The following is a 22,969-nucleotide window of genomic DNA, read 5'->3' on the forward strand; positions in this document are numbered from 1 at the left end:
CTCAGTCCTCTCCGCAGCAGCCGGAGCCGATCGCATCTTTGGAGATTTCGGTCTTCAGCAGGAAGCTGCCGTCATGGGCGACGGTCTCCCCCGGCTTGAGGCCAGTCGCGATTTCGACAGTCGCCCCTTCACGAGCCCCCAACGTCACCCGTCGCGTTTCAAACACGTCCTCGGCAGTGCGGATGAAGACGACGTGCTCGGTCTTCACCCGTTGAACAGCGCCGACCGGCAAGAACGTGCCCGTTCGTGCCTTGCCGCTGAGGATCCGCGCCTTGCCGTACATGTTCGCGCGCAGCGCAGCGTCTGCATTCGAAAGAGGTACGCGCGCGGACGCGGTGCGCGTGTGTGCATCAAGGGCGGGGCTGAGGAAGTCGACCTTGCCACGAAACTGCCGATCACGAACGCCGTCGAGCTCGATGACGGCTTCTTGCTCGCGCGCGACGCTGGTGAGATCGCGCTCGGGAATCTCGAGGTCTGCCCACATCGTCGACGTGTCGACGATCTCGAAGAGCACCTCGTCGGTGCCCACGAGCTTGCCGATGGTCGCTTCACGCTTGGTGACCATCCCGGCGAGCGGCGAGGTGAGGAGGTAAACGCCGCCGGCGCCTCCTCCTCCGGCAACGACGAGGCCCGCGGACAGCGCAGCGTGTTCCGCCTTTGCCGCCTCTAGCTCGCGTCGCGCTTCGTTGAGGTCCTTCTCCGTGCCGAGCCCGTCGGTCCGGAGCGATTGGACGCGGTCGAAGTTCTTCTTCGCGCTCTCGATGCGCACGGAGGCCCCGCGTGCGCGCGACCGATCAGCCCCAACCTCTCCGCTTTCGATCTCGGCCAGCGTCGTTCCCTTGTCAACCTTGGTTCCGAGCTCCGCCGACAGCGAGCGCACGACGCCTCGCGATCGGGCGTTCACGTGCGCGAGCTTGCGGCCGTCGTACGAAATCTTGGCGACGACGGTCACCCCTGCGCCGACGTTTCGCGAGTCGGCGACGGCGACGGTGATGCCTGCGAGCCTCGCGGCCTCCTTGGATTTGAGTCGAATCTTTGTCCCGTCGGGCGGAAGTGCGTCTGCCGGCTTGTCGGACGGCTTGACCGAAATGTCGCGCGCCGGCCGGCCCCCGCGCTCGGGATGGCAAATTGGACAGACCGATTCGGGCATGCCGTGCTCCTTGCACCAGTCGCCCTTTGCTTGGAAAACGGCAGCGACCTTCGGGTTGCACTTGGGGCAAATGGGCTGCAGCACGCCGTGTGCGCAGACCCCGTTCGCACCCGCTTCGGTGGGCGCTGCGCGTGTGGTGACGGGCGCCGCTTCCTTTCGACAAGCAACGTCGGCGCTCGCCAACGCGGCGAGCGCAACAAGCATCGGAATTTTCATGCGCTCAGCTCTTCGGGGGCCGAACGATCTTCAGCGCCGGGTTGCACTTGGCGTCGAGGGACTTCGGCAGCTTGTGCTCGTCGCACCAGTCGCCAGTGGCCTTGAAAGCTGGGATGAGCGACGCGTTGCAGAGCACGCACTGCGACTCGGGCACCGCGTGCTCATCGCACCAGTCCTCGTGGGAGCCGGGCTTCACATTGGCGGCTGCGTGGCCTTTGGCTTCGGCAGGCGCGTCTTTCTTACAACCGACGGAAATCGCAAAGGTGATCGCGAGAACGAAACAAAGCAGGTGGCGCATGGACCACTCCGTTCGCAAAGAGTCGTTGACGTTGCGCAGCTCTGGTCCGGGAAACAGACGGAAGCGCGCGGCTCGGAAAGAGCGTCAGGCCCTTGGAACGTGCCCGATTTCGTTCGGATCGGGATTGGCGGGACGGCGCTCCAGCTCGATAGGCGGCCCCGCGGGAGTCGATCGCAGCTGCAAGTCGGTGGCGATTGTTGCCGTCGGCGTAGCCGGCACAGCGCGGACGGAATTGCACGAGCCGCATGCAACTGGACAGGCGCAGGGCGTGTCGCGGCCAGTGTCGCCTTCGCAGGGCTCTTGCGCGAGCGCATCCGCGACGAGGCAATCGGCGTCGATGACGAGGCTCGGGAGGAGCGCAACGAGCGAGAGGGCGATCGCCGTAAGGCGAAGCCACCGCACGAGGCTTCCGAGGAATTGAACCTTCGGCGTCATCGCGGTGGAGCATAGCACCGCGAAACGGGAAGCGCTCAAGAGGGGGCGACCTCGCTGCGCCAGGCGGCGGCGCCCTGTCGAAGCACTCGTGACGGTGGTGTGGAATTTCAAGGGGACGACGGCGCGTGATTAGGTGCTGCTTCATAGCCCGCTTGCCACGGTCGTCATTAAGAGCATCATCTCCGCCACCCCTCTGACCATGCTGCTCTTGCCCACTGACTACGCCTCCTTCGGAGGGGCGACGAGCAACAACCGTTCGGGTGAATCTGTCCTTCCTGACGCTGACGGCACGGAGGTGAGCCATGGGGCATGACCACGCGCATGACCACCGCCACGACCATAGCCCGAAGAGCTACGGTCGACCGTTCATCATCGGCATCTCGTTGAACCTCGTGTTCGTCGTCGTCGAGACGGTCTACGGGATCTCTTCCGGCTCGGTTGCGCTCGTCGCCGACGCGGCCCACAATCTGAGCGACGTTCTTGGTCTGGCCTTCGCTTGGGCCGCGTTCCTTCTGGCTCAACGGAAGCCTTCAAGACGACGAACCTATGGGTTTCGGAAGACCACCGTTCTCGCCGCCCTCGGAAATTCCGTCCTTCTGCTCGTCGCCATCGGGGGAGTGTCGTGGGAGGCCGTTGGACGCCTCCGCCACCCGGCAGTCATCGAGGGTCGCATAGTGATGGCGGTGGCCGCCGTCGGTGTCGTCATCAACGGCGTGTCGGCCATGTTGTTCGCGAAGGGCCGGAAGGGGGACGCAAACCTGAGAGGCGCCTTCCTGCATCTTGCTTCCGACGCCGCCGTGTCCTTTGGGGTAGTCGTTGCCGGAGCGATCATCCTGCGAACGGGCTGGATGTGGCTCGATCCCCTCGTCAGCCTCGTGGTCTCGGTGGTGATCCTCTTGGGCACCTGGGGCCTCTTGAAGCAATCGGTCAACCTTGCCCTGGACGCGGTCCCGGAGGGCATCGACGCCGAGGCCGTCAACACGTACCTCGCTGGCCTTCCCGGCGTCCTGGAGGTCCACGACCTCCACATCTGGGCGATGAGTACCACCGAGACCGCCCTGACGGCCCACCTCGTGATGGCGACCAACACGTGCGAGCCGAGGTTTCTGGGAGACGTGGGAAAGGTCTTGCACGACAAGTTCAAGATCGAGCACTCGACCTTGCAGGTCGAAGCTCCCGAGGCCCCGGATCCCTGCCACCTGGCGGCCGAGGGAACCGTATGATCTCGGAGGCACCCAGATGAGAAATGAGTCCGCGTCGAATCGAGCCGAACCACCGAACCCCCTCGCGTGGGGAGGTCTGCTTGCCGCACTCGCCGCCGTGACCTTCGGGATCACCACGCCCATCATCCAGAGGCTCGGTCATAACGCCGGTGCGCTTCCGACCGCAGCACTCCTGTACGCGGGAGCTGCCGCCGTCTCCATGACTGGATTCGGCTCCAAGGAAGGCCGCGAAGCCCCGGTGCGTAGACGGCACGCTGGCCGTCTTGTCGTGATTGCCATCGTCGGAGCCCTCTTCGCCCCCGTCTGCCTTGCCTGGGGCCTCCAGCATACGAGCGGTTCGGGCGCCTCGTTGCTCCTCAACATGGAGGCGATGTTCACGGTCTTGTTCGCTTGGCGACTGTACGACGAGCCCATCGGCGGTCGTGTTGCCCTCGCCTTGGCAGTCATGGCCGCGGGAGGGCTGTGTTTGGTCCTCGGCGAGCAGCGGGAGGAAGGCGTCGGGTGGGGAGCCGTGGCTGTCGTCCTCGCGACATTCGGATGGGCGCTCGACAACGCGCTCACCCGCCCGTTGGCGGACTTGAATCCGACTCAGGTGGTGCGGTGGAAGGCGGGGCTCGGGGCGACGTTCGGCTTGATCGTGTCGCTGGTCTTCAATCAGACCTTTCCCAAGGCCCTCGCGATGCTCGGTCTCCTCGCGTGCGGAGCGACAGGCTACGGCCTGAGCCTACGGCTCTATCTCCTTGCCCAGCGTCGCATCGGTGCGGGCCGAACCGGCTCGATCTTCGCGCTGGCTCCCTTCGTCGGGGCCGCGTGCGCCTGGACCATGGGTGAACGGTCCGTGGGAGTCATGACACTCTTGGCCGCGGGGCTCTTCGGGCTCGGTGTCAGCCTCCACCTCACGGAGCGTCACCGTCATCGCCATATCCACGAGCCCGTCGAGCATGAGCACGCCCATCGTCACGACGACGGCCACCACGACCATCGGCACGTCCCGCCCGTCGAGACGGAGCATAGCCATCCCCACCGTCATGACGATCGGACCCACGATCATCCTCACGCGCCTGACGCCCACCACCACCATCGACACGCCTGATGTTGACGCCTCATGACGCAAGACCCCGGCGTACGCGCCCCGGCGTCTTGCCCAGGCGACACGACGAACGAGATCAAAGACGGACTGCGGCGTCATGTGACGAAGCGTTGGAATGCCCGCCCGGTTGGCTGCGAGATCTACAAGCAGCCCGACTTCGCACTCAACGGCCGGGCGAGCCCCGGTGCCGTGGTTGTCATCTCGAAAGAGGAGAACCGCTTAGGAATCTGTTCGGACGACGGAGACCACGCAACCGACGCTCCGCTATTGGAGGCGTCGGGAAAAATCTTTGTGAAAACGCGCGTTCGCTCAGCAATGAGCAAGGTCGTTCGTGTACGTCGGGGCGACCTGATGTAGACCGAGAAGCCGAGATGGCTAAGGGGACCTCTACGAAGAAGCGAGAGCCTGCGCCGCGAGCCGCCGCCATTCCGTGGCGCATCCACTTCTTCCGACGGCACGTCGAGGATGACAAGACCCGAGCGGTCCCTGCGAAGGACTGAAGTCGCCCCAGTTCGGTGGACGGTTAAGCGCTTTCGTCGAGCCGCGTGAGTTTCTCGTAGTTGATAGGAGAGAGGTAGTCGAGGGCGGAGTGCCGACGTCGCGGGTTGTAGAAGGCCTCGATGTACTTGAAGACGGCCATGCGAGCTTCGGCGTGGGTGCGGAAGCGCCGTCGGTCGATGAGCTCGCACTCGAGGCTCGCGAAAAAGCTCTCGCACATCGCATTGTCGTACGCGTCGCCGACCGAGCCTCGTGACGGACGGACGCCGACCTCGCGGCAACGTCGTCCGAAGGCCAGCGAGGTGTACTGGCAGCCGTGATCGGAGTGGTGAATCACGCTCGTCGGCTTTCGCTGGGCGACCGCCATGTTGAGCGCGTCGAGGACAACGTCGCACGTAGGTTCGCGTGCGGGGGATCAAACTCGTCGGGGGCGTCGGCGGTCGGGACGTGAAGCACGAAGCCGATGCCGTCTTCGGCGTAGCGGCGCACGGCGCGCGCAACCTGCTCGGCACTGGCAATGTTCGGAATGTTGAGCAAGTCGGCCGTCGCGGCGGAGGACCAGTCGACGGCTCTCATCCTTCGCGCTTCCGACGTTCAGCCAAGAGGGCTTCGACTTCGTCTTGGGTGTACGTGCGCTCCCCGCGCGCACGGCTCTCGCGAGCCTCCGCCACGAGGCGCCGCTCTTCGTCGGTCTCGGGCTCGCCAATGGGGGCGTTGTCGAAAGCCGCTTGCACGGGATCCACTGGCGTCGTCTTCGCGGTCATAGGGGAAAGCCTAGCACCGGTCGGTTCGTAGGGCTCCGACCGCGCCTTCGTGACAGGCCAGGCGGGCATCTAGGCCGCGGGAGCGGAGCGAAGGTCAAGGTCATCAGGAGCTTGGCGTCCCGTTCGCCATGCGCGATTTCGTCGGCGAGCACGGAGAGTGTGCGAGCGACTGGGCATTCGCGAGCGCGTCAGCTCGCTCAGAGCGCGTATTTGGCCGTCAGATGCGCGACGAGCGCGGCGAGATTCGCGTCGCTGAGGGTGCCGTTGATGAAGATGAGCTCGGCGAGCTTGCTGGTGGCCAGGTGGCTGCCGCCATTTTGCGGGAGGATCATCCACCAGTCGTTGCCAGAGCTGAGGTCGTAGGTCGAGGTGGAGCCGGTCGCCGTCGACGTGCCCGCCGTGAGCCGCAACGCCGGGCCCCTCAAGGTGTAGACGCGCCACGCCACGGGCCCGCCCGGGAACGAGCACTTCGCAACGAGGCCGTTGGCGCTGACGTCGAAGGAGCCGGGGGTTGCGCCAAAGCCAACGATGAACCCCGGGCTTCCCTTCCACCAAAGGCCGGTCCAATCCTGATCGCCGGTCTGGACCCGCGCCACGGCGACGAGCGCAAAGGCGCCAGTGCCGAACTTGAGGCTCGCGGCGTCGGCGACGGTGAGGCCCGTGGTGTCCGCGTCGAACTCGAGAACGTCGTAGCCGTTCAGCGCCTGCGGGTCGAAGAGGGGCCCGTTCTCGCTTGGTCGCTTCTCTGCGTGATTGGCGTTGCCGGACTGATCGAGCCACCGCTTCACGCGGCCTGCCTTGGCGGGATCGGCAACGATGCCGGTAGACGCGGTAAGCCACATCGAAAGGCCCGGCAGCGACGCGACCGCGAAGGGGCCCGCGTCGGGGAGCGCGGCGTCGGGAGACGCGCTGTCCGCTCCCGCCGCATCGATAGCCGTGCCGCTGTCGGTGCCAGCGTCCGGAGTGGCGCCATCGGCGACCGTAGCGTCGACGCCGGCCTCGGCTAGCGCTGCGTCGGAAACGGTAGCGTCGGGGGTTGGGGCGTCGGGGAAGGTGGCGTCGGAGACCGTGGCGTCGAGGACGAGCGCGTCGGGAGGCGAGGCGTCGGAGAGCGTCGCGTCTCGGGCGCCGCCGTCCGCGGCATCGTCACCGCCCGGTCCGTCGAGCTCCGCGTCGATCGACCCCGCGTCGGAGCTGGTGTCGTCGGGGATGGCGCCGAGAGTGGAACCACCGCAAGCCACCACGGTGCAGGCGGACACGACGAACGCGAGAAGCGGAGAACCCAGGAGCAGGCGCATCGTAGTGGGGCCTCTATGGCACGAGGCACGCCAGTCGTCGACGATGACGTTTCGTCATGCGCTCGCCTTCGGGGCAGGCCAGGCGGGCCTCTTGGCCGCGGGAGCGGGAGCGGGAGCGGGAGCGGGAGCGAAGGTCAAGGTCATCCGGGCCTTGGGGTCCCGTTCGCCATGTGCGATTTCGTCGGCGAGGTGCGAGGGCGTTTCCGAGGGCACAGGTCAGTGGCGCTGCACGGGAGCGTGTGGCCATCACCTCCACACGACCGGTCGTCGCCTGTCGGGGTCGCCCCTCATCGCGGGCAATAGAGAAAGCCGTCGACTTCCACAAGGTCGACGCGAAAGCCCCGGCACGACACGCGCGTGTCGCAGGGAGCAGTCCACCACGGGAGCGTCCTATGACGTACGCCCGCAACAAGCCCGCCGTCGGAGAGCGCCGACGATGACGTCGTCGAGAGTTTTCGCGTGAGGTTGGACTTCATCTCCATGAAGGGAGCTTTCGACTTCCGTAGCGTAGAGGAGGCGATGAGCTCGATGACATTCTCCTGCCGCAGCGCGGCGTTTCTCGCGTTCACCTTGGCCAGCGGTTGCGGCGCAGACGACACTGAAGCCGCCGGTACAGCCCGGAACGAGCTTCGCGAAACGACGCCTCGCTCCACCGCCACCGCGGCGGGAGCACTCTCCGAGACGAGTCTCGAGTCGCTCGTGTTGGGCGTCGAGCGCGATCGCTTCAGGCGTCTGACTGGTTGCATCAGCGCTCTGGGCGACGCGGTTCACTCGGACGCCAAAGGCCTTCCGTTCGCGCGCTTCATTGGAGCGGCCGGACAGCTTGAGCCCATTCACTCCAACGGTGGCTTCCTCCCCACGCAGACGTGCCTGAGCCTCGGTGGGATTGCCGATGGCCAACCTGTCGTGGTCGACATCGTTCGTCGCGACTGGAGCGTCCTGCGCCTGACCTTCGCGGCGGAGTTTCCGTATCCGCCTCCCTTCAGCAAAGCTCTCTCGCTCTACACCATCGACCACCAGCTCTTGCCGAAGGGCGCCTCTTTCGCGGGCAAAGCGCACCTCGCGGAACTGTGCGCACAGGATCCCAACTCGTGTGAGTGAAGCGCCGCCGAGCGGTCCCTGTCGCTGTTGCAAGCTCCCGCTGGCGTGGCTCCAGACGCCATCGACTCCGTGTGGCTCACGGTCAGGGTATGTGCCTCATGGATAGCTCCAGAGGTCATTCGCCTGCTGGTGATTCACGAGGACCACTCGTGGAGCGTAGGTGAATCAAGCGACTATTTGGCGCTTGCCATTCACCAGGGTGTCGGGGTCGCCCCTCATCGCGGGCAATAGAGAAAGCCGTCGACTTCCACAAGGTCGACGCGAAAACCCTTGCACGGAACGCCTGGGATTTCGTCGAAGGCGGAGCGGAGGCCCGGCGACGTACCTTTCGGGCCCGTGTAGTGGATGACGGACTCGGGAAAGCGGCAAGTGAGCGTACCGCTCGCCTTCTGGCCGACGCTGTTCCAGCCGGAGCAGGCCTCGCCGGCCTTCGTGCCCTTGATGCTCGTCGCGGCCATGCCGCCCGGGCACTCTGTGAATCCGTCGTGGCGGCACCCTGCGGGCGTCAGCTCGCCGGACTGCGTCGCCTTCGGCGAACACGCGCGGATCTCGGTGGGGCAAATGCTCTGACCGACCCCCTCGCACCGGCAATCAAGCGGCACGATTCGCTTGCCTAAGGGGGAGCCCCTGCCGTGGAGAGAGTTCACGCTGTCGATGGTCGGCCTGCAATTGCAGCGATCGGTCGTCCCCGCTGCGATGGAGTCTTTCGTCGGGTCTTTCGCCGACGGCGTCGTCTTGGGCACGATGCGCGGCGTCCCGGAGGTCGGCGGTGCGCTCGCGAGCGGCGCGGCGGAGGTCGGTGGCGGCGTCGCCGCCGCGTCCGCGCTCGCCGCCGGCGGCGACGTGGCGGTGGTGGCGCCAGGCGCGTCACGCCCAAGCAGCAAGTACGCGAGGGCGCCGACGGCGAGCACGAGCGCCATCCCCATCACGAGGAGCCCCACGACCATGACGGTCGAGCCGCCGCTCCTGGCTTGTTGAACAGGCTGCGTCGCGCTTCCCTGCGAGGAGACCAAAGGCGCGTGCGTCGACAGCGGCGCCGCCGTTGCGGACGCCATCGTGCTCTGACCGTGCGGCATCGTCGTACCGCGTGCCGTCCAGGTGGACTCCGTCGTTCCGACCTGCGGCGCCGTGAGTGACGGGGGCGCGGCGCTCGGACGAGCCGTGAGCGCGTCGACCGTCGGTGGTGTCGACACCGCGCCCCGTAGGCTGGGCGCTGCGTCGGCGCCACCGGTCGTCGCCCAGTCGATCGCAGCCACGAGCTCCTGCGCCGTCTGGAAACGCTTGGCTGGCTCCTTGGCCATCGCGACGGCGAGCACCTCCGCGAGGGCCGCTCCTGCGTCGGGACGCACCGCCGCGAGCGGCGGGGGGTCGACGTTCTGGACGCGCACCAGCGTCGCCGCCAGCTCGAAGCCCGAGAAGGGATTTCTGCCGGCCAAGAGCGTGTAGAGAAGGAGGCCCGCCGCATAGATGTCGCTGCGCGTGTCGACGGGCCGGCCAGCCGCCTGCTCCGGGCTCATGTACGCCGGCGTCCCGATGAGCATCCCGGCGGTGGTCGGCTTTCGACGTATCGTGTCCTCCGTGAGCTTGGCGATGCCGAAGTCGAGGACCTTGATGAGATCCTTCTGCATAGGCACGGCCATGACGAGCACGTTGCCGGGCTTGATGTCGCGGTGGATGATGCCTCGCGCGTGCGCCGCGGAGAGCGCCGAGAGGACCTGACGCGCGTAGTCGACGGCCACGGCCACCGGCATCGGCCCCTGCCTCTCGAGTCGCCGGCTTAGGCTCTCGCCCTCCACCAGCTCCATCAAGAGGAACGTCGTCTCCGGCGTGGCCGCGTGAAAGTCGTAGAGCTGCACCACGTTCGGGTGGCGGAGCGCCGCCAGCGACACGGCCTCCTCGCGCATCCGCTCGAGGCTGTCGCGATCGTCGGCGAGCTCCCGGCGCAGCAGCTTGATGGCCACGCGACGGTTGATCGTCAGGTCGGTGGCCGCGTAGACCGCCCCCATTCCCCCCTGACCGAGCACCGCCTCGAGGCGATAGCGGCCGCCGAGCACCTGTTGGAGCGTCGGGTTTGTCACGGCGATGAGTGTACGTGATTCACAGGGCTTCGTACGCCAGTCCGCCGCTACGCACCGGTCCGATCACCAGGACTCGGCAAGGTCTCCGGCGCGGGCTCCGGCGCCGCCGGGAGCCCCGGTCGCTCTGGCGGCATGGGCGCGCGGCCCCCGTTGATGGATGCCGAATCGGCGTCACAAGACGCGTCGCTCGCCGGGTCGAGCTCGATTCCCATGTGGAGCAGCAGCGCATAGATCGACATGTTCATCTCCTCTGGTCTCCGTCCGTGCGTCGGCGAACTCGGCGCGTCACTTCGGCGGTCACTTCAGCGTGAACGTGCCCGCGGCTCCTGTTCCGCTCAGCGTGTACGTCACCTTGTAGTCGCCAGCCGTCACGGTGCTGGTGACAGAGGGAAGGATCGAGATCGAAGCCCCCAGCGGCCCCGAAGGGTCGAGGTCCGTAAGGGCCGCGGCGGGCACCGTTCCTGATCCGGCGTTCGCTGGGAACGTGCACAGGACGCTGACGAGCTTCGCGCCATAGGTAGAGAGCGCGACGTTGACGTTGCCGGCTGCGCCGCCGGTCCACGACACCGCCAGGTCCTTCGACTTGCTGAAGCTCGTCTGGAACGACGCGAAGACCGGCGCCGTGACGGTGATGTCACCGGGGGCGATGGCCGTGGCTTCGAACGCGGGCACCGTCGCGCCTGCGGCGCTCACCTTCACGGAGTCACCGGCGGCGAATGCAGCGCTCGTCCCGTTGGCCGGAGCGTAGGCGTTCTGCGCGCCCGGCGTGAGCTGCAGCGCGCTCGCGAGCTTGCCGCCACTGAGGCTCACGATGCCGGCGCTCTCGGAGGTCGGACCCGCCGCTGCGGCGTCGCTGACACCCGCGTCCGAAGTGCCCATGGTGCACGTCGTCACCTGGCACGCGCCCTCCGTGGAGACCTTGCACGACGCCTCGCTGCCACTGTTGCCGCGAGGGCTCGTGGCAAAGGCGGCGGTCGCAGCGTACGTGACGAGGCTCGATTGTTTCGTCTGCGCGAGCGTGACGAAGCCGGTCTTGACGGGCCCCTCCGGCTGGCTCGCCGCGCCGTCAGCGCCAGAGCCGCTCGAGCTCGCGCCAAGGCCTCCGTCACCAGTCTGCGCCGCGTTGCTTGACTGCGGCTGGTTACCCTCGTCGGCCGACGAGGAACACCCCGCGGCGACGACGCCCGCGAGCGCGGTGCAGCTGGCTACGAGCAGGGTTGCGGACAAGCGGACGGTCGACAGGTTCATGAGCGTTCCTTCTGGTCAAACTGGTCAAAGCATGGCGAAGCGGCGGTCAGGAGTGACCGTCGCGTGAGGGCTGCGCGTCGACGACGCTTGAGAGCGAACGGTCAACGGCGCGCTCCTCAACGAGGAGCATCAGCAACCGTCACGCCACAGTCGCGCGGAGCGGCGCGTTGCCTCTCGAGTGCAACCGAGTCCCTCCCGGAGGGTGGCCACGTCGTCCTCGGCGCACGCGATGTGCAAAAGCGAGCGCCCGTCGGCCGTTTGGTCGGCGGCCGATTGCCGCAGGCGGTGCATCGCGTTGCCGCTTCCGCTCAGGCGAGAAACGATTCAACGGAACGGGACGGGCAGGAGTGTTTTTACGTCCTGAATCCTCCAAGGACAGTGCCCACGCATGTCGAACGCAGCAGGTTGGGAGGCCGCTCCGGGCGGGAGGTCGCGGGACACGGTAACTGGATGAGTCTGGGTTTTGCCGTCGCCTCGCTTCGCAAGCGGGGTGCGCACTAGAGAGCCGGGCGCACGTGGAGTTTTCGCCACCGCCCGAGAGTGTCCAAGTGGTGCAGCGCTTGCGCTCCCAAAGTGTGTAGACAGGAGGCGACTCGATGTGAGGACATCGCGAGAGTCGGCGGTTTGGTTCCCGGTCGCGAGCAGGTGACGCAACTCGTCGAGCGGTGAGTCGGCACCTCCACGTGCGTGGCAAACCTGCGCGAAATTGGCCGCGCCACGTCGCCCGTTGCGAGGCACGCACCGTGCTCCATGCGAGGCATGCGCAACGAAAGGTCCACCATGTCACTTCGCCAGAGTTCTCTTGTTCTCGCCCTTGCCCTCGCCGCTACAACGGTCGGCTGCTCTTCGCCGCCGGCCGACGAGGGGGCGACCGACCTTGGAAACTTGAGCGTCTTTGGAGCGCCCACGACCGCCTTCGTCACGGGAGAAATTTCGCGTGATTCTCCGCTGCACGCGGCACTGCTCCTGGTGCCCGCGGTGGCGCGCAACGCCGTTCCCAAAGGAACCCTCGTTGCGTCGCTGCCGGGCGAAACGAAGATCCCGTGGAGCGATGCGCCGTTCGTCGACCGATGCGGCGCGGAGCGCAATTCGCACCTGCGCTGCCTTCAAACTGGAAGTTGGCGTCAGGGCGGCGGGTTCATCGCCGAGGATGTGTACTGCTACTTTGCCGGGCACGTACCGCTCGCTGATAACGAGAGCGTGTTGCCGGCGGAGTTCGAGGAGGCCACGAACGTTCGTGATTTCACGCTCGCACGAGCGGCGGCTGCCAAACTTCGTGAGCTGGCGCCTAACGCGTGCCAGGGCACATCGTGCAGGATCTCCCTCGAGCGTCCCCATCGGTTGGCCCCACGCGGGCTCCTACCCTCGCGGTGCGGTGGCGATCCCCATTGAGCGACCACGCCAACGCCGAGGGCCTGGGCCGGCGTTTCGCGGACCGCGCTCAAGCCAATGAATCGTATCAATTAATTGACCTCGTACACCGTCGCGCTGGAGCCCCGCGCGCCCGCGATGGTTGTGCGACGGAGTAGGTCACCGTTCCACTTGCACCACAAAAGTGAATGGTAAGTGTAGCGACCAGGGCGCCCGTACCGAAGAGTACCCCTCTTGGAGGTCGTCTGAATGGCGGAGCGTGTTGTCCGGATTGGCGAGGGGATGGTGACGCCCGTGGGGCGCGTGGCCGCCGAGGAGCTCAAGCAGCGCTCCGGCGAGTGGTGCATCGTCGACGGCTCAGCGGGGCACATGCTCATGCGTCGCCCCACCGAACCCACGCTTCGCCTCGCCGGCGAGATCGAGACGCGCGGGGCCATGTTCGATGTGCTCGCGCTCATGGGGCAATCGCGGTGGAGCGGTACGCTCATCGTTCGAAGTGGCGGCGCGACGCGCAGCGTGGCCCTCGAGAAGGGTCGGGTCATCGACGCGACCAGCGACGTCCGCGGCGAGAAGGTCGTCGACGTGATCCTCACTCGCGGCGTCGCCTCGCGCGACACCGTCGACCTCGTGGCGCGAACGGCGGTCGTCTCCGGCGGCTCGTTCGTTGAAGCCCTCGAGCAGTCGGGCGCCGTGGTGGCGGCAGACCTCGCCCTTGCCGTGGAGCAATCGGCGCGGCTCGTCGTCTACGGGATCCTCGCGGCGGAGACGGGAGCCTTCAGCTTCTTCTCGCGCTCTTCGCCCGCGCGGCTCCTCGAGAGCATTTCGCTCATGGAGCTCCTCATGGAGAGCGCCCAACGCTTCGACGAGCTGGACCAACTCGCCTCGACCATCGAAAGCGAACATCACATTCCGGAGCCGCTCGAGCCGCGCGCGGTGCCGGGCGAGCTCGTCACGCTGTATTCCCTCTGTGATGGTCGGCGCTCCGTGGCGGAGGTCGGCCGCCGCGCAGGATGGCTCGACTACGAGACCCGAAGGGGCCTCGCCGAGCTCGTCCGTTCCGGGCTCGTCCGCATGGCGCCACCGCGTCCACGCGGGGCCGGGGCGATCGTCGAGATCTACAACGGCGCGCTGTTTGAGATTCACCGACGATGCGACGAGAGCTACGTGGGGGCCGAGCTTCGGGTCGGTCTGTCGCGCTTCGTCGCGGGGAATCCTTCTTTGGCCGCGCTACTCGATAGCGCCTGGCCTCTCGCCGACGGCACCGTCGTTGCCGAACGCGTCGCGCGCAACTTAGCGGCCCGCCCCGGCGAGGCGCCCATCGCGCTCTTGATTCGACGCCTCGACGAGCTCGTGTCCTTTGCGCTGTTCTTGACGACGTCCCTGCTTGAACGCGACGTTGCGACAGCGTTGAACGTCCGCGTTGCGGAGCGCCTGGCGCTGCTCGAACGGGCAAGCGATTCCATGGTCCCGCCCTCGAATCGCGAGTCCACGAGCACCTCGCCGGATCTCGTGGCCCCCGCGGCGGCTCCTACGCCCACGGCCTACTTGCGTTCCGGGACCTACCCAGCCGTGAAGATCACGCGCAGCGGCTAGGGCAGCGCGACGGTCGCCGCCGTGCCGCGATCTGCGCGTTCGAGCACGACATGCCCTATGGTTTGGCCATGCGCGCGGTTCCGGTAGAGACGACCTTCGTCGTCGGCGGGCGGGCGGAGCCCGGACTCCTCCTGTCGGTGTCGGGCGCGCCGCAACGACCGGCCACGCGGGTCGAGTACGCCGGGCGATTCGCGCTTCGCTTCTCGGGCCCGAACGGCCCGCTCGCGTACGCGCGCATCGGCGCGTGGGAAGAGATCGCTTGGCTCGGGCCGCACGCGTCGTCGACGGGCGTTGTCGCGCCCATCACGGCCGACGACATGCGGCTCGTCGCGGGCGCACGCGCGCCCAGGGGCGAGGGTCACGTGCGCGCGTGGATGCGGCACCTTCTGGCGAGCCTCTCGCCCGAAGCGACGCCGCTCTTCGACGGGACATGGGCCATGGCACCGGTCCCGGTCGGCGCGCGCGCGGACGCGCAAGCGTATCCACGCAACCCCGCCGATGGCCTCCACGGCTGTCCGCCCCTCGCGTGGCGCTTGGAGGCTGTCGCTTCCCCGCGGCCGCTCACGCGCGACGACTGGGCGTGCGGCTGGGGAGACGCGCTCGTTCCCATGGGCGCGGTGTGGCCGCTCCGCGCTCCCTCCAGCGACGGCGCTCGGGCGCATGCGCTTCGCAAGCGGGCCCGCGATGGCCTCCTCGCCCCTGCTTTACTCCTCTACGTGTCGGCGATCGGTGGCTACGTGGTCCTCGACGGTCACGACCGCATCGCGGCGGCCTTGGCAGAGAACTCGCCGCCGCCGCTCATCGCGCTGTGGCCGACGCGGCCGCCTACCGCCACAACGGCAGCATCGCTCGTCGCTGCCGCGCCGCGCGTGCCGGCCGGCCCGCCGACCGAGCGCCTGGAGTCCGCTCTGCGGCGCGCCATGGCTGAACACCAACGCTATGGTGCCCACACACGCGCGTGGCGTCTCCCCGGCGGCTTCACGCGGTGGCGCGACGAGGTGCGCACCCTCCTAGCGCGCACGCCGACCACAGCGCTCGACCCCGACGACGTCGCCTTCCTCGTCGACGATTGACGAGCCAGTTAGAACAATGCGCCACGTCGTCGCCGTGGCGCGGTTCCTCCTTCTCGTGCGCGTCCCCACAAGACGGCGAGACCACGGAAAAACGGAGGTCCCGTGGTGGAGGCGCCCGAAACCGACCTCCGACCTCACCCGTTCGGCGCCGTCCAGTGTCGGATCGGCAGACCGCCAAACGCGTAGAGACAGTCGAGCGTGCGTCGTAGCGGCAGGCGTTGATAGGTGGCTCGGTGGATCGACCACGCGTGGAAGACGCAAGCGTCGCCAGCCTCCACGGCAATGCGTGTCGCCCCTGGCATGGCAGGTGACGTCCGCTTCGAGCCTTTTCGGATTTGGAGTTCCTCTGACGTGTCCCATCGCCGGTGCGAGCCCGGCACGATCTCCAGGCGATCGTCGTCCACCAGCGCCACCCGCACGTGCACCGATGTCGTGGTGAGAATGCGCCTGCGTTCGAGCTCTGGATCCGGTTGCCCAAACTGGCTGTCGCGATGCCAGTCGCCGTCCCAGTCGTGCTTCGTTTGCTCGTGGTAGTAGTCCGTGTTCTTGAGGTGAGGAGTGTCGTCTTCGCCTTCGAGAGCCAAGCCTTCGAGGAGCGAGCACACTCGCGCCGAGCCCGCGAACTTCGTGAGGCGGTCGAGGGCACCAGGCTGATGCGAGAAGTAGCTCGATTCCGTCAACACCCCGATCTTCGGCGTGGTGTGGCCGTGCTCGGTCGACTCCGCGCGGGCGCGATCGAGCGCGATGTCGCATGCGCGACGGAGCTCGCCCAGCTCGGTCGGATTCAAGAACGCGGGCACGACGAAGTAGCCGTGGAGACGAAAGGACTGCAGACGTTCGCGTTGAAGAAGGTTCATCGTGCTCTCCCGTGCCGCAGGCTGCGGCCGTCGTGAGCCGACGATCGTTCAGTGGACAGCGCGTGGTGGCCCGAGCGCGACGAGCGGGTTTTGCGGAAACGGAGCGGGACGATGCTGGCTGGAGACGACGAGTACGGCGAACCGCCCCGCGATCTCGAAGGTCGCAATCGCCGCGGGAGCACCGAAGTAGCGGATCGGCAGAAGGTCGACGCCGCTCTCCGTTGCTCCCCAACGCACTGAAGTCTGCTCCGGAACGTCGGCGTGGTGGAGCGAGGAGAGGGCCTTCTGATAGCTCTCTCCCGTTCTCGCCATCCTCGCCCGAGCCGCGAGCCGTAGCTTCTTGTTGCCGTGCCGGTTCCCCATCGCTTGTCCAGACGATCTCCGAGCTCGATTCTCGTGTCGGCCGGCACCGACGGAACGAACTGGATGACGAGCGATTAGGTGCAACACCGAAGGGCTGAGCCCTCTTCGCTCTTCCACGCGAGGCCGTGCCGGCGGCAGCGTCGAAGAGCCGGACTCGGATAGCCCGCTCCCCAACAATTCGCGATGGCACCTCTCATGTCAAGCTGGCGCTCTGCTGCGCCGGTGGAGGCGCTGGGAATCGATTCTGTACGAGTCCACGAAGCCGCCCCACGACGCCCGCAGCCTCACCGCGAATCGACCTCGCCTGTACGAGTCTGCGAAGTACAGGCGAGGCGATGACCAGCGCGCCCTGGGATGGGAACGACAACGCCCCCGCACCGCAAGGTGCGAGGGCGTTTCGTGAACAGAGTGGAGGCGCTGGGAATCGATTCTTTTCTGTACGAGTCCACGAAGCCGGCCGAGGCCCTGCGAGGCCGGGCGAAGTGGACGAGTACAGAAATGACAGATGAGCAGCGCGACAGGCGAAGGGATGCGAAGCACCCCTGAGCAATAAGTGGAGGCGCTGGGAATCGATTCTTTTCTGTACGAGTCCACGGAGCCGGCCGAGGCCTTGCGAGGCCGGGCGAAGTGGACGAGTACAGAAATGACAGATGACCAGCGCCCCGGGAACGACAACGCCCCCGCACCGAAGGTGCGAGGGCGTTTCGTGAACAGGGTGGAGGCGCTGGGAATCGAACCCAGGTCCGAAAGCCGCGTTCTTCCTGCCTCTACGTGCGTAGTCGGTGATTTGCTTCGCACCGGGTCGCGATCATCGACAACCTCTCCCCGGCGCTAGCAACCTGTTTATTTTCGCCTTACGCCCGGTGGCCCGACGTTTGGCTAGTCAGTTCGTTACGCCCAGCCCCAGACTACTGACGGACTCTTGGGGTGGACGTCTTCGTCGGTTCTTTAGGCCGCGAGGAGTGCCGTTTCCGGCATTGCGTTATCGTTCGCAATTAGGGTTTCCGTGGATTTTTACGTGGGTCTACGGATGCCACGGCACGCAGCAAAGAAGTCGAGTACCTCCGTCGAAACCGATCGCCCCCGATGAACGAACCGGACCGCCTCAAGATACGTCGGGCCGCCGCTACGTCAACCGGCGCCCTCACGATCCCTTCGAGCAGCTCCCTTTCATCGTGAAGCCACCGCCGAGCTGACGCTCGCGCGCCTCCTCCTTGAGCTCGCTCCGCGCGTCTTCGGCGAGCAGCTCGCACGGGTCGAACCAATGCGCCGTCGTCGCCGTGCCCAAGATCGACGGCAGCTCTCCACTGAAGTCCGCCACGTGCGGGCAGCGCCAGTGCCACAAGGCGTAACGCTCGGGCACGCGATCGAACGAGAGAACCTCCTTGATGCCGCCGTTGCAGTTCGTCGCGACCACGAGCACCTCGCCGGGCAAACCAAGCGCGGCCGCACGGGGCACGCGCAGAACCACGTCGTGGTGAAACTCGCCCTGCTTCCAGTGCGCGATGAGCTCGTAGCCCACCGGGCGCAAGAGCTCCAGCAGTGCACCGAGCACCATCGCCTCCCCCAACCGCACAAGCGTCATGAGAGAAACGTGACGCGCGCGCGCGCCCTCGACAAGTGGACGCAGGATCGTCCTGGACCGCGTGTTATCCATCTCTTGGAGGCGCCCTTGAAACAGCTTTCGTTAGGCAGCTTCGGCGCACCGACGGTCGGCGCAGCGACCTTCGGCGAAGACCTCCGCGCCCTCGCGAATCGCGTTCCGCTCCACGTGCACCTCGGCACGTCGTCGTGGGCGTTTCCCGGCTGGGCTGGCCTCGTCTACGACCACAAGGCCACGCCCGCGCTCCTCGCCCAAGAGGGCCTCGCGGCCTACGCGAGGCATCCGCTCTTTCGCTCCGTCGGCATTGACCGGGGCTTCTACGCGCCGCTCAACGCCGAGGAGTTCGCGCGTTACGCGGCGGCCGTGCCGCCCCACTTTCGTTTCCTCATCAAAGCCCCGGCGAGCATCACCGACAGAGCGCTGCGCGATCGAACGGGCACGCCCATCGGCGACAACAGCGGCTTCCTCGACGCGGACGCCGCCATCACCGCGTTCATCGAGCCGGTGCGCGAGGGCCTCGGCGACCACGCCGGCCCGCTGCTCTTTCAGCTCTCACCGATGCCCAACTCGCTCCACGTGGCCCGCATCATCGCGGAGCTCGATCGCTTCTTGGCGCGCCTACCCAAAGGCCCGCTCTACGCCGTCGAGGTTCGCGACGCGTCGCTGGCCACCGCCGAGCTGTGCACCACGCTCTCGGAGCACGGCGTGCGTTACGCCGTGGGCCTTCATCCTCGAATGCCCGACGCGAAGCATCAGCTCGCGCTCGCAGCGAGCCAGCCGCCGGGACCGCTCGTCGTGCGGTGGAACCTGACGCGCCTGGCAACCGCACCGCAACGCTACGACGAAGCCAAGCGCACCTTCGCGCCGTTCGACGCCATCCAAGCGCCCGACGACGCGACCGTGTCGGCGCTCGCCGAGGCCATCGCCGAACACGCGCACGCGGTCTTCCTCATCGCGAACAACAAGGCCGAGGGCGCGGCTCCCCTCACCTTGCGTCGCATCGCCGATGCCGCGTTCGGCGAGAGAGTTCCCGCTCCGTAGGGCCCACTCAGTAAGGACTGTCGGGGAGCGCGGGCATTGTGGGCGCGACGGCAGCGGCGATCGGCGCGACGGGAGCAGCGGTCGCCGCAGCGGCTTTCGGAGCAGGGCGCAAGGGCGCGGCAGCCGGAGTCTCCACCTTCACGGCCGCTGCGGGCACCGACGCGGCCTCGGCAACGACGACGACGGGCCTCGCGACCACCGGCGCCGGCAAGACCGGCTCGGCGCGCATGGCGACGGCGTCAGCGGTCGCCGCTTTCACCGGCGGCGGCGGCGAGCGAAACGTGTAGAGCAGAAGCGCCGTGAGGCTCCCCGCCAGCGCCGCCACCGCGAGCACAACGATGGAGCGGCCAAACGACATGCGACGGGGCCCACCGAGCAGCACCGTTCGCGAGAGCGTGGGCGTATCGAGCAAGAGCGCCTCGGCGCGGCGAACGACCGCCGGGGACGCGGGCGCTTCCGCGAGCGGCACGAGGCGACGCACGCCCGACGCGTAGACCTCGTCGCTCTGGACCGTGAGGGCGGCTCGGCGCGACGCCATGAACTCGCCACAGCGCGAGTTCACGATCTCCGCGAGCTGGGCCGGGCTCGTCTTCAAGCCCGAGTGAATGAGCCACAGCTCGAGCGCAGCGCGCATCGCCTCGGTCGTTGGGAAACGCTTGAGCGGCTCGCGGTCGAGAGCCCGCGCGATGATCGCTTCGAGCTCCGGCGCAAAGCCGGGCACAACTTCGCTCGGCCGCGCGTAGGAGCCCGAGAGGAGCGCCTCGACAGCCTGAAAGTCGTTGCCGCAGGTAAACGGAGAGACGCCCGTCGTGAGCTCGTAGAGCATCGCGCCGAGCGAGAAGACGTCGGTGCGCCGATCGACGCCGCCGCCCGAGATCGCCTCCGGCGCGAGGTATCCGATGCCGGCGCTCTTCGGATACGCCCGTGTGGACTCGGCCTGTTGCTCCTCCAGCCGACTGAGCGCGCGCACCATGCCGAGGCCCGTCACGCGGACGTGCCCCACGCCCGAGACGTGAATCGAACGAAGCGAGAGGTTCTTGTGCACGATGGGCATCGAGCGACCGTCGGTGTCGACGAACTCGTGCGCGGCGTGAAGCCCGGCGGCGGCGCTTGCGACCACGAACGCTGCGACTTCGACAGGGAGCGGCTCCACCCTCTCCCCCCTGACGACCAGCTCCTGGAGCGACACGCCCTGCACCCAATCGGTCGCCACCAGGAGATGCGAGCCTTCGTCACAGAGCTCGAGGACTTCGCATACGTTCGGGTGCCTGAGCGCGGCGGCGCGACGCACGTCCTCGGAGAGGAGCTCGGCGCAGCCCGACGTCTCGCTGATCGACGACGGAAACGCCAAGAGCGACACGATGCGCGAGAGGCCCATCTCGCCCCGCTGGCGCGCGATGAAGGACGAGGCGGCGCCAAACGTAGCCAACGGCGCGAGCAACTCGTAGCGCCCCAGGTGCGTGCCAACGGCGACCCTCGAGAGACCCGCGGCCGACGAGGTCGGCGCGTCAATGATCTCTTCGAACCACGGCTCTTCGACCAACGTCGGCGCCGCTTCGCGGAACGGCGCCGGGGGGAAGTTGCACACCGAGCCACTGCGCGGCAGCGCGAAGAGCTCGGAGTGGCGAACGTCGCTCTCCTGCGCGTAGTCATGAGGACGGGAAGCGGAGGTTGCGCGTGACGGGGTCATGCCTAGACGCACTGCATCGGGCACGCCAACCGGTAGGCGTTTCTGTGGGTAGCGCTAGGCGTTCTCCTCACGACAACAGCGAGGAGCAACTGCGCGTCTTCGTTGGAGTCGCCATGTAGGACGGCGTGAGAGAAGCGCCTCAATGACCGCAGACTCGCGTCCGACTCACCCGTCGCGGATGGGAGACGGTGCCGCCGAGGTCACAAGGGTCACAAGAGGTAGTTGGAGCCGCTATGGCACTGGTTGCACCAGCCCGCGGCCGGTGACGCCGGCATGATCCGCGTGACGGCCGCGTTTCGAATCCCAGGCCGAACGCTGAAGTTGACGCCCGCGTCTTGCGCCGCAGCAAGGGGGATGAACCAGTTGCCGTCGTCGTCGGTGTACGCGTTCACCGCGTTCGGGGCGTAGTACGTCTTGAGGCGAACCTCCGCGCTCACGGCGGGCCCACCGTCGGGCCGGTTGCGCACCGAACCTCCGGCGAAAAATGGGCGACTCGCCGCCGAGCCTCCGGCCTTGTGGCAGTCCACGCACCGCGTCTTCCAGGGATTCGACGGCGGCTTGTTCGCGGCGAAATTGTGTCCGGCGTCGCTGCGCGAGGATGGCCCGAGCGTCTGGACGTAGGGCGGCGCGTAGTCGAAGCCGTTGCCCGCATCGATGCCGGGGATGACCGGCGCGATGCCGCTATCGCCGGCGTCGGGGATCGGCACTTCGACGATGGCGCCGTCGGGGAGAACGACGCCAATGATCACCGCCCCGTCCGGGAGCGTGATCACTTGCGGCGCGGGCCCCGCATCCGACGACGATGACGACGGCTCCCCTTCCGCGCTGAAGCACGCTGACACGCCGAGCGTTGCCCCTAGCGAAGCGAGTCCAAGCAGAGCTCCCAGCGCCGAGCGCAAGACCAACGCCACGCGCTCAACATATCGTGCGAAGCGCTTCGCGTCCCGTCGCCGACAGCATTTCGCGAGCGCACACCTTCCACCTCATGCACGCCGACGTGCGCCTATCACGGCAGGACGACGATCGTGTCCCCCGTCTCAAGGACGCTCCAGAGCGCATCGACCTGCTCGTTCTGAAGCGCCACGCAGCCAGCGGTCCAATCGGTTGAGCCGTCTTGGCCAGCCTTGCCGCCTTGCCCGTGGATCTCGACGGCGCCGCCGAGGTTCGTCTCTTGGGACGGCTCGGTGCAGTTCGCGTGGGCGGACAGGATCCCGTCGGCTTCGGCGCGACTCACGAGCCCTTCGCTCGCGGCGCGCGCCGCGTCGTCGCGGCTCGGGTAGCTCAGCAGGAACGCCTTGTGGTAGTCGGAGTCGGGCAAGACGCGCGGGATGAAGAAGACGCCTTCGGGTGTCTTGCCGTCGCCCTGCTTGACCTTGTCGCCGGCGGGCGTGAAGCCGAGACCGACGCGGAAGTTCCTCATCACGCGGCCTTCCTTGCAGAGTGCAAGGTTTCGACGCGACTTGTGGACCACGACGTAGTCATCGGGCGTCTTGTCGCATGGCGAGAGCTTCTCGCCGCCGCCGCCCCACGCGTCACGGCAATCGGCCTCGCCCACCGACGGCTCCCACTTGGTGTCGTGCGCCGCGTATCCGGCAACGACTGACGCGGCCCCGTTGACCTCGACCTCGCACACCGACGCGGCGCCGTCGCAAGCGCCGCCCCATTGGTCGACGTGACTGCCGGCGTTCGCCTCTGACACCAGGCGAACGCGGGTGCCGCGCGGGAAGGTCGCGGTGCAGGCGCCGGGGCAGGCGATGCCCTCCGGTTCGGAGCGAACGCGTCCGTCTCCTTCGACTGTGACGGAGAGCGCGAGCATCTCGACGGCGCTCGCCGCTCCGCCAGCGGGCGCAGGCGGCGCTTCAAGGGCGCCGCTGCATGCGAAGATCGCTACCGAAAGCAGGCCTACCGTCGCTGAGTGTCGCATCGTTCTCCGGGACGCCGGCACGACGCCAGGTCGGACGTGGCTATAGACCGCCACG

At 67.3% G+C, this 22,969-nt stretch carries 23 protein-coding genes, 1 other RNA gene and 1 pseudogene; 8 read left to right on the forward strand and 17 right to left on the reverse strand.

Translation table 11 applies throughout. From position 1 onward, the window contains the following. Position 1 precedes the first annotated feature (1 nt). The 3 genes from IPG50_15540 to IPG50_15550 form a co-directional block, all read right to left on the reverse strand. Positions 2-1,366: an efflux RND transporter periplasmic adaptor subunit gene (locus tag IPG50_15540; GenBank protein MBK6693600.1), complete on the reverse strand. Its 1,365-nt coding sequence runs from the start codon at positions 1,364-1,366 to the stop codon at positions 2-4. Between the two features lie 4 nt (positions 1,367-1,370). Continuing rightward, entirely contained in the window at positions 1,371-1,664 is a 294-nt protein-coding gene (locus IPG50_15545; GenBank protein MBK6693601.1) for a hypothetical protein, read from the reverse strand. Positions 1,665-1,748: 84 nt separating this feature from the next. Further along, a complete protein-coding gene (locus IPG50_15550; GenBank protein MBK6693602.1) occupies positions 1,749-2,099 on the reverse strand; it encodes a hypothetical protein in 351 nt (116 codons plus the stop codon). A gap of 302 nt (positions 2,100-2,401) precedes the next feature. On the opposite strand from IPG50_15550, the gene IPG50_15555 reads away from it, so the two are divergent. From IPG50_15555 to IPG50_15565, 3 genes are read left to right on the forward strand one after another with little or no spacing between them, the layout of a single operon-like run. Then, complete coding sequence (locus IPG50_15555) at positions 2,402-3,322, forward strand: cation transporter (GenBank protein ID MBK6693603.1); 921 nt, start codon at positions 2,402-2,404, stop codon at positions 3,320-3,322. 16 nt (positions 3,323-3,338) lie between these two features. Beyond that, complete coding sequence (locus tag IPG50_15560; protein ID MBK6693604.1) at positions 3,339-4,415, forward strand: DMT family transporter; 1,077 nt, start codon at positions 3,339-3,341, stop codon at positions 4,413-4,415. 12 nt (positions 4,416-4,427) lie between these two features. Next, positions 4,428-4,769: a hypothetical protein gene (locus IPG50_15565; protein ID MBK6693605.1), complete on the forward strand. Its 342-nt coding sequence runs from the start codon at positions 4,428-4,430 to the stop codon at positions 4,767-4,769. Positions 4,770-4,935: 166 nt separating this feature from the next. Here the strand turns inward: IPG50_15565 and IPG50_15570 are convergent. The 4 genes and pseudogenes from IPG50_15570 to IPG50_15585 form a co-directional block, all read right to left on the reverse strand. After that, positions 4,936-5,298: pseudogene (locus IPG50_15570) on the reverse strand (transposase). Between the two features lie 184 nt (positions 5,299-5,482). Beyond that, positions 5,483-5,674 (reverse strand): hypothetical protein, encoded by a 192-nt coding sequence (locus tag IPG50_15575; GenBank protein ID MBK6693606.1) that lies wholly within the window; start codon positions 5,672-5,674, stop codon positions 5,483-5,485. A 197-nt stretch (positions 5,675-5,871) separates the two neighbouring features. Then, positions 5,872-6,972, reverse strand: a complete 1,101-nt coding sequence (locus tag IPG50_15580) for a hypothetical protein (protein MBK6693607.1) — start codon at positions 6,970-6,972, stop codon at positions 5,872-5,874. Between the two features lie 287 nt (positions 6,973-7,259). Beyond that, complete coding sequence (locus tag IPG50_15585) at positions 7,260-7,454, reverse strand: hypothetical protein (GenBank protein ID MBK6693608.1); 195 nt, start codon at positions 7,452-7,454, stop codon at positions 7,260-7,262. Between the two features lie 37 nt (positions 7,455-7,491). Between IPG50_15585 and IPG50_15590 the strand changes: the two genes are divergently transcribed. Continuing rightward, positions 7,492-8,073 carry a hypothetical protein gene (locus tag IPG50_15590; protein MBK6693609.1) on the forward strand — a complete coding sequence of 194 codons (582 nt, stop codon included), beginning with the start codon at positions 7,492-7,494 and terminating at the stop codon, positions 8,071-8,073. A gap of 215 nt (positions 8,074-8,288) precedes the next feature. On the opposite strand, the gene IPG50_15595 is transcribed toward IPG50_15590, so the two are convergent. Genes IPG50_15595 through IPG50_15605 form a run of 3 tightly spaced genes read right to left on the reverse strand, consistent with a single transcriptional unit; the run spans position 8,289 to position 11,399 of the window. Beyond that, complete coding sequence (locus IPG50_15595; protein MBK6693610.1) at positions 8,289-10,151, reverse strand: serine/threonine protein kinase; 1,863 nt, start codon at positions 10,149-10,151, stop codon at positions 8,289-8,291. A 47-nt stretch (positions 10,152-10,198) separates the two neighbouring features. Continuing rightward, positions 10,199-10,390, reverse strand: a complete 192-nt coding sequence (locus IPG50_15600; protein ID MBK6693611.1) for a hypothetical protein — start codon at positions 10,388-10,390, stop codon at positions 10,199-10,201. A 58-nt stretch (positions 10,391-10,448) separates the two neighbouring features. Further along, a complete protein-coding gene (locus IPG50_15605; GenBank protein ID MBK6693612.1) occupies positions 10,449-11,399 on the reverse strand; it encodes a hypothetical protein in 951 nt (316 codons plus the stop codon). Positions 11,400-12,179: 780 nt separating this feature from the next. Between IPG50_15605 and IPG50_15610 the strand changes: the two genes are divergently transcribed. From IPG50_15610 to IPG50_15620, 3 genes are all read left to right on the forward strand, one after another. Further along, complete coding sequence (locus tag IPG50_15610) at positions 12,180-12,791, forward strand: hypothetical protein (protein MBK6693613.1); 612 nt, start codon at positions 12,180-12,182, stop codon at positions 12,789-12,791. 228 nt (positions 12,792-13,019) lie between these two features. Then, positions 13,020-14,363 (forward strand): DUF4388 domain-containing protein, encoded by a 1,344-nt coding sequence (locus IPG50_15615; protein ID MBK6693614.1) that lies wholly within the window; start codon positions 13,020-13,022, stop codon positions 14,361-14,363. A gap of 68 nt (positions 14,364-14,431) precedes the next feature. Continuing rightward, a complete protein-coding gene (locus IPG50_15620; protein MBK6693615.1) occupies positions 14,432-15,436 on the forward strand; it encodes a hypothetical protein in 1,005 nt (334 codons plus the stop codon). 134 nt (positions 15,437-15,570) lie between these two features. On the opposite strand, the gene IPG50_15625 is transcribed toward IPG50_15620, so the two are convergent. From IPG50_15625 to IPG50_15640, 4 genes are all read right to left on the reverse strand, one after another. After that, positions 15,571-16,293 carry a phytanoyl-CoA dioxygenase family protein gene (locus IPG50_15625; GenBank protein ID MBK6693616.1) on the reverse strand — a complete coding sequence of 241 codons (723 nt, stop codon included), beginning with the start codon at positions 16,291-16,293 and terminating at the stop codon, positions 15,571-15,573. 48 nt (positions 16,294-16,341) lie between these two features. Then, a complete protein-coding gene (locus IPG50_15630) occupies positions 16,342-16,656 on the reverse strand; it encodes a hypothetical protein (protein MBK6693617.1) in 315 nt (104 codons plus the stop codon). A gap of 713 nt (positions 16,657-17,369) precedes the next feature. Then, positions 17,370-17,741: a transfer-messenger RNA gene (ssrA, locus tag IPG50_15635) on the reverse strand. Positions 17,742-17,800: 59 nt separating this feature from the next. After that, entirely contained in the window at positions 17,801-18,241 is a 441-nt protein-coding gene (locus IPG50_15640; GenBank protein ID MBK6693618.1) for a hypothetical protein, read from the reverse strand. Between the two features lie 87 nt (positions 18,242-18,328). Here IPG50_15640 and IPG50_15645 point away from each other — a divergent pair, with 87 nt between their 5' ends. Continuing rightward, positions 18,329-19,300 carry a DUF72 domain-containing protein gene (locus tag IPG50_15645; protein ID MBK6693619.1) on the forward strand — a complete coding sequence of 324 codons (972 nt, stop codon included), beginning with the start codon at positions 18,329-18,331 and terminating at the stop codon, positions 19,298-19,300. 7 nt (positions 19,301-19,307) lie between these two features. Here the strand turns inward: IPG50_15645 and IPG50_15650 are convergent, their stop codons facing one another. The 3 genes from IPG50_15650 to IPG50_15660 all read right to left on the reverse strand — a co-directional run bounded on the left by IPG50_15650 (position 19,308) and on the right by IPG50_15660 (position 22,914). Next, on the reverse strand, positions 19,308-20,990 hold the full coding sequence (locus IPG50_15650) for a protein kinase (protein ID MBK6693620.1): 1,683 nt from the start codon (positions 20,988-20,990) through the stop codon (positions 19,308-19,310). A 209-nt stretch (positions 20,991-21,199) separates the two neighbouring features. Further along, on the reverse strand, positions 21,200-21,901 hold the full coding sequence (locus IPG50_15655; GenBank protein ID MBK6693621.1) for a hypothetical protein: 702 nt from the start codon (positions 21,899-21,901) through the stop codon (positions 21,200-21,202). 95 nt (positions 21,902-21,996) lie between these two features. Continuing rightward, on the reverse strand, positions 21,997-22,914 hold the full coding sequence (locus IPG50_15660; protein MBK6693622.1) for a L,D-transpeptidase family protein: 918 nt from the start codon (positions 22,912-22,914) through the stop codon (positions 21,997-21,999). Positions 22,915-22,969 lie beyond the last annotated feature (55 nt).

The sequence above is a fragment of the Myxococcales bacterium genome, from assembly GCA_016703425.1.
Taxonomy (GTDB): domain Bacteria; phylum Myxococcota_A; class Polyangia; order Polyangiales; family Polyangiaceae; genus JADJCA01.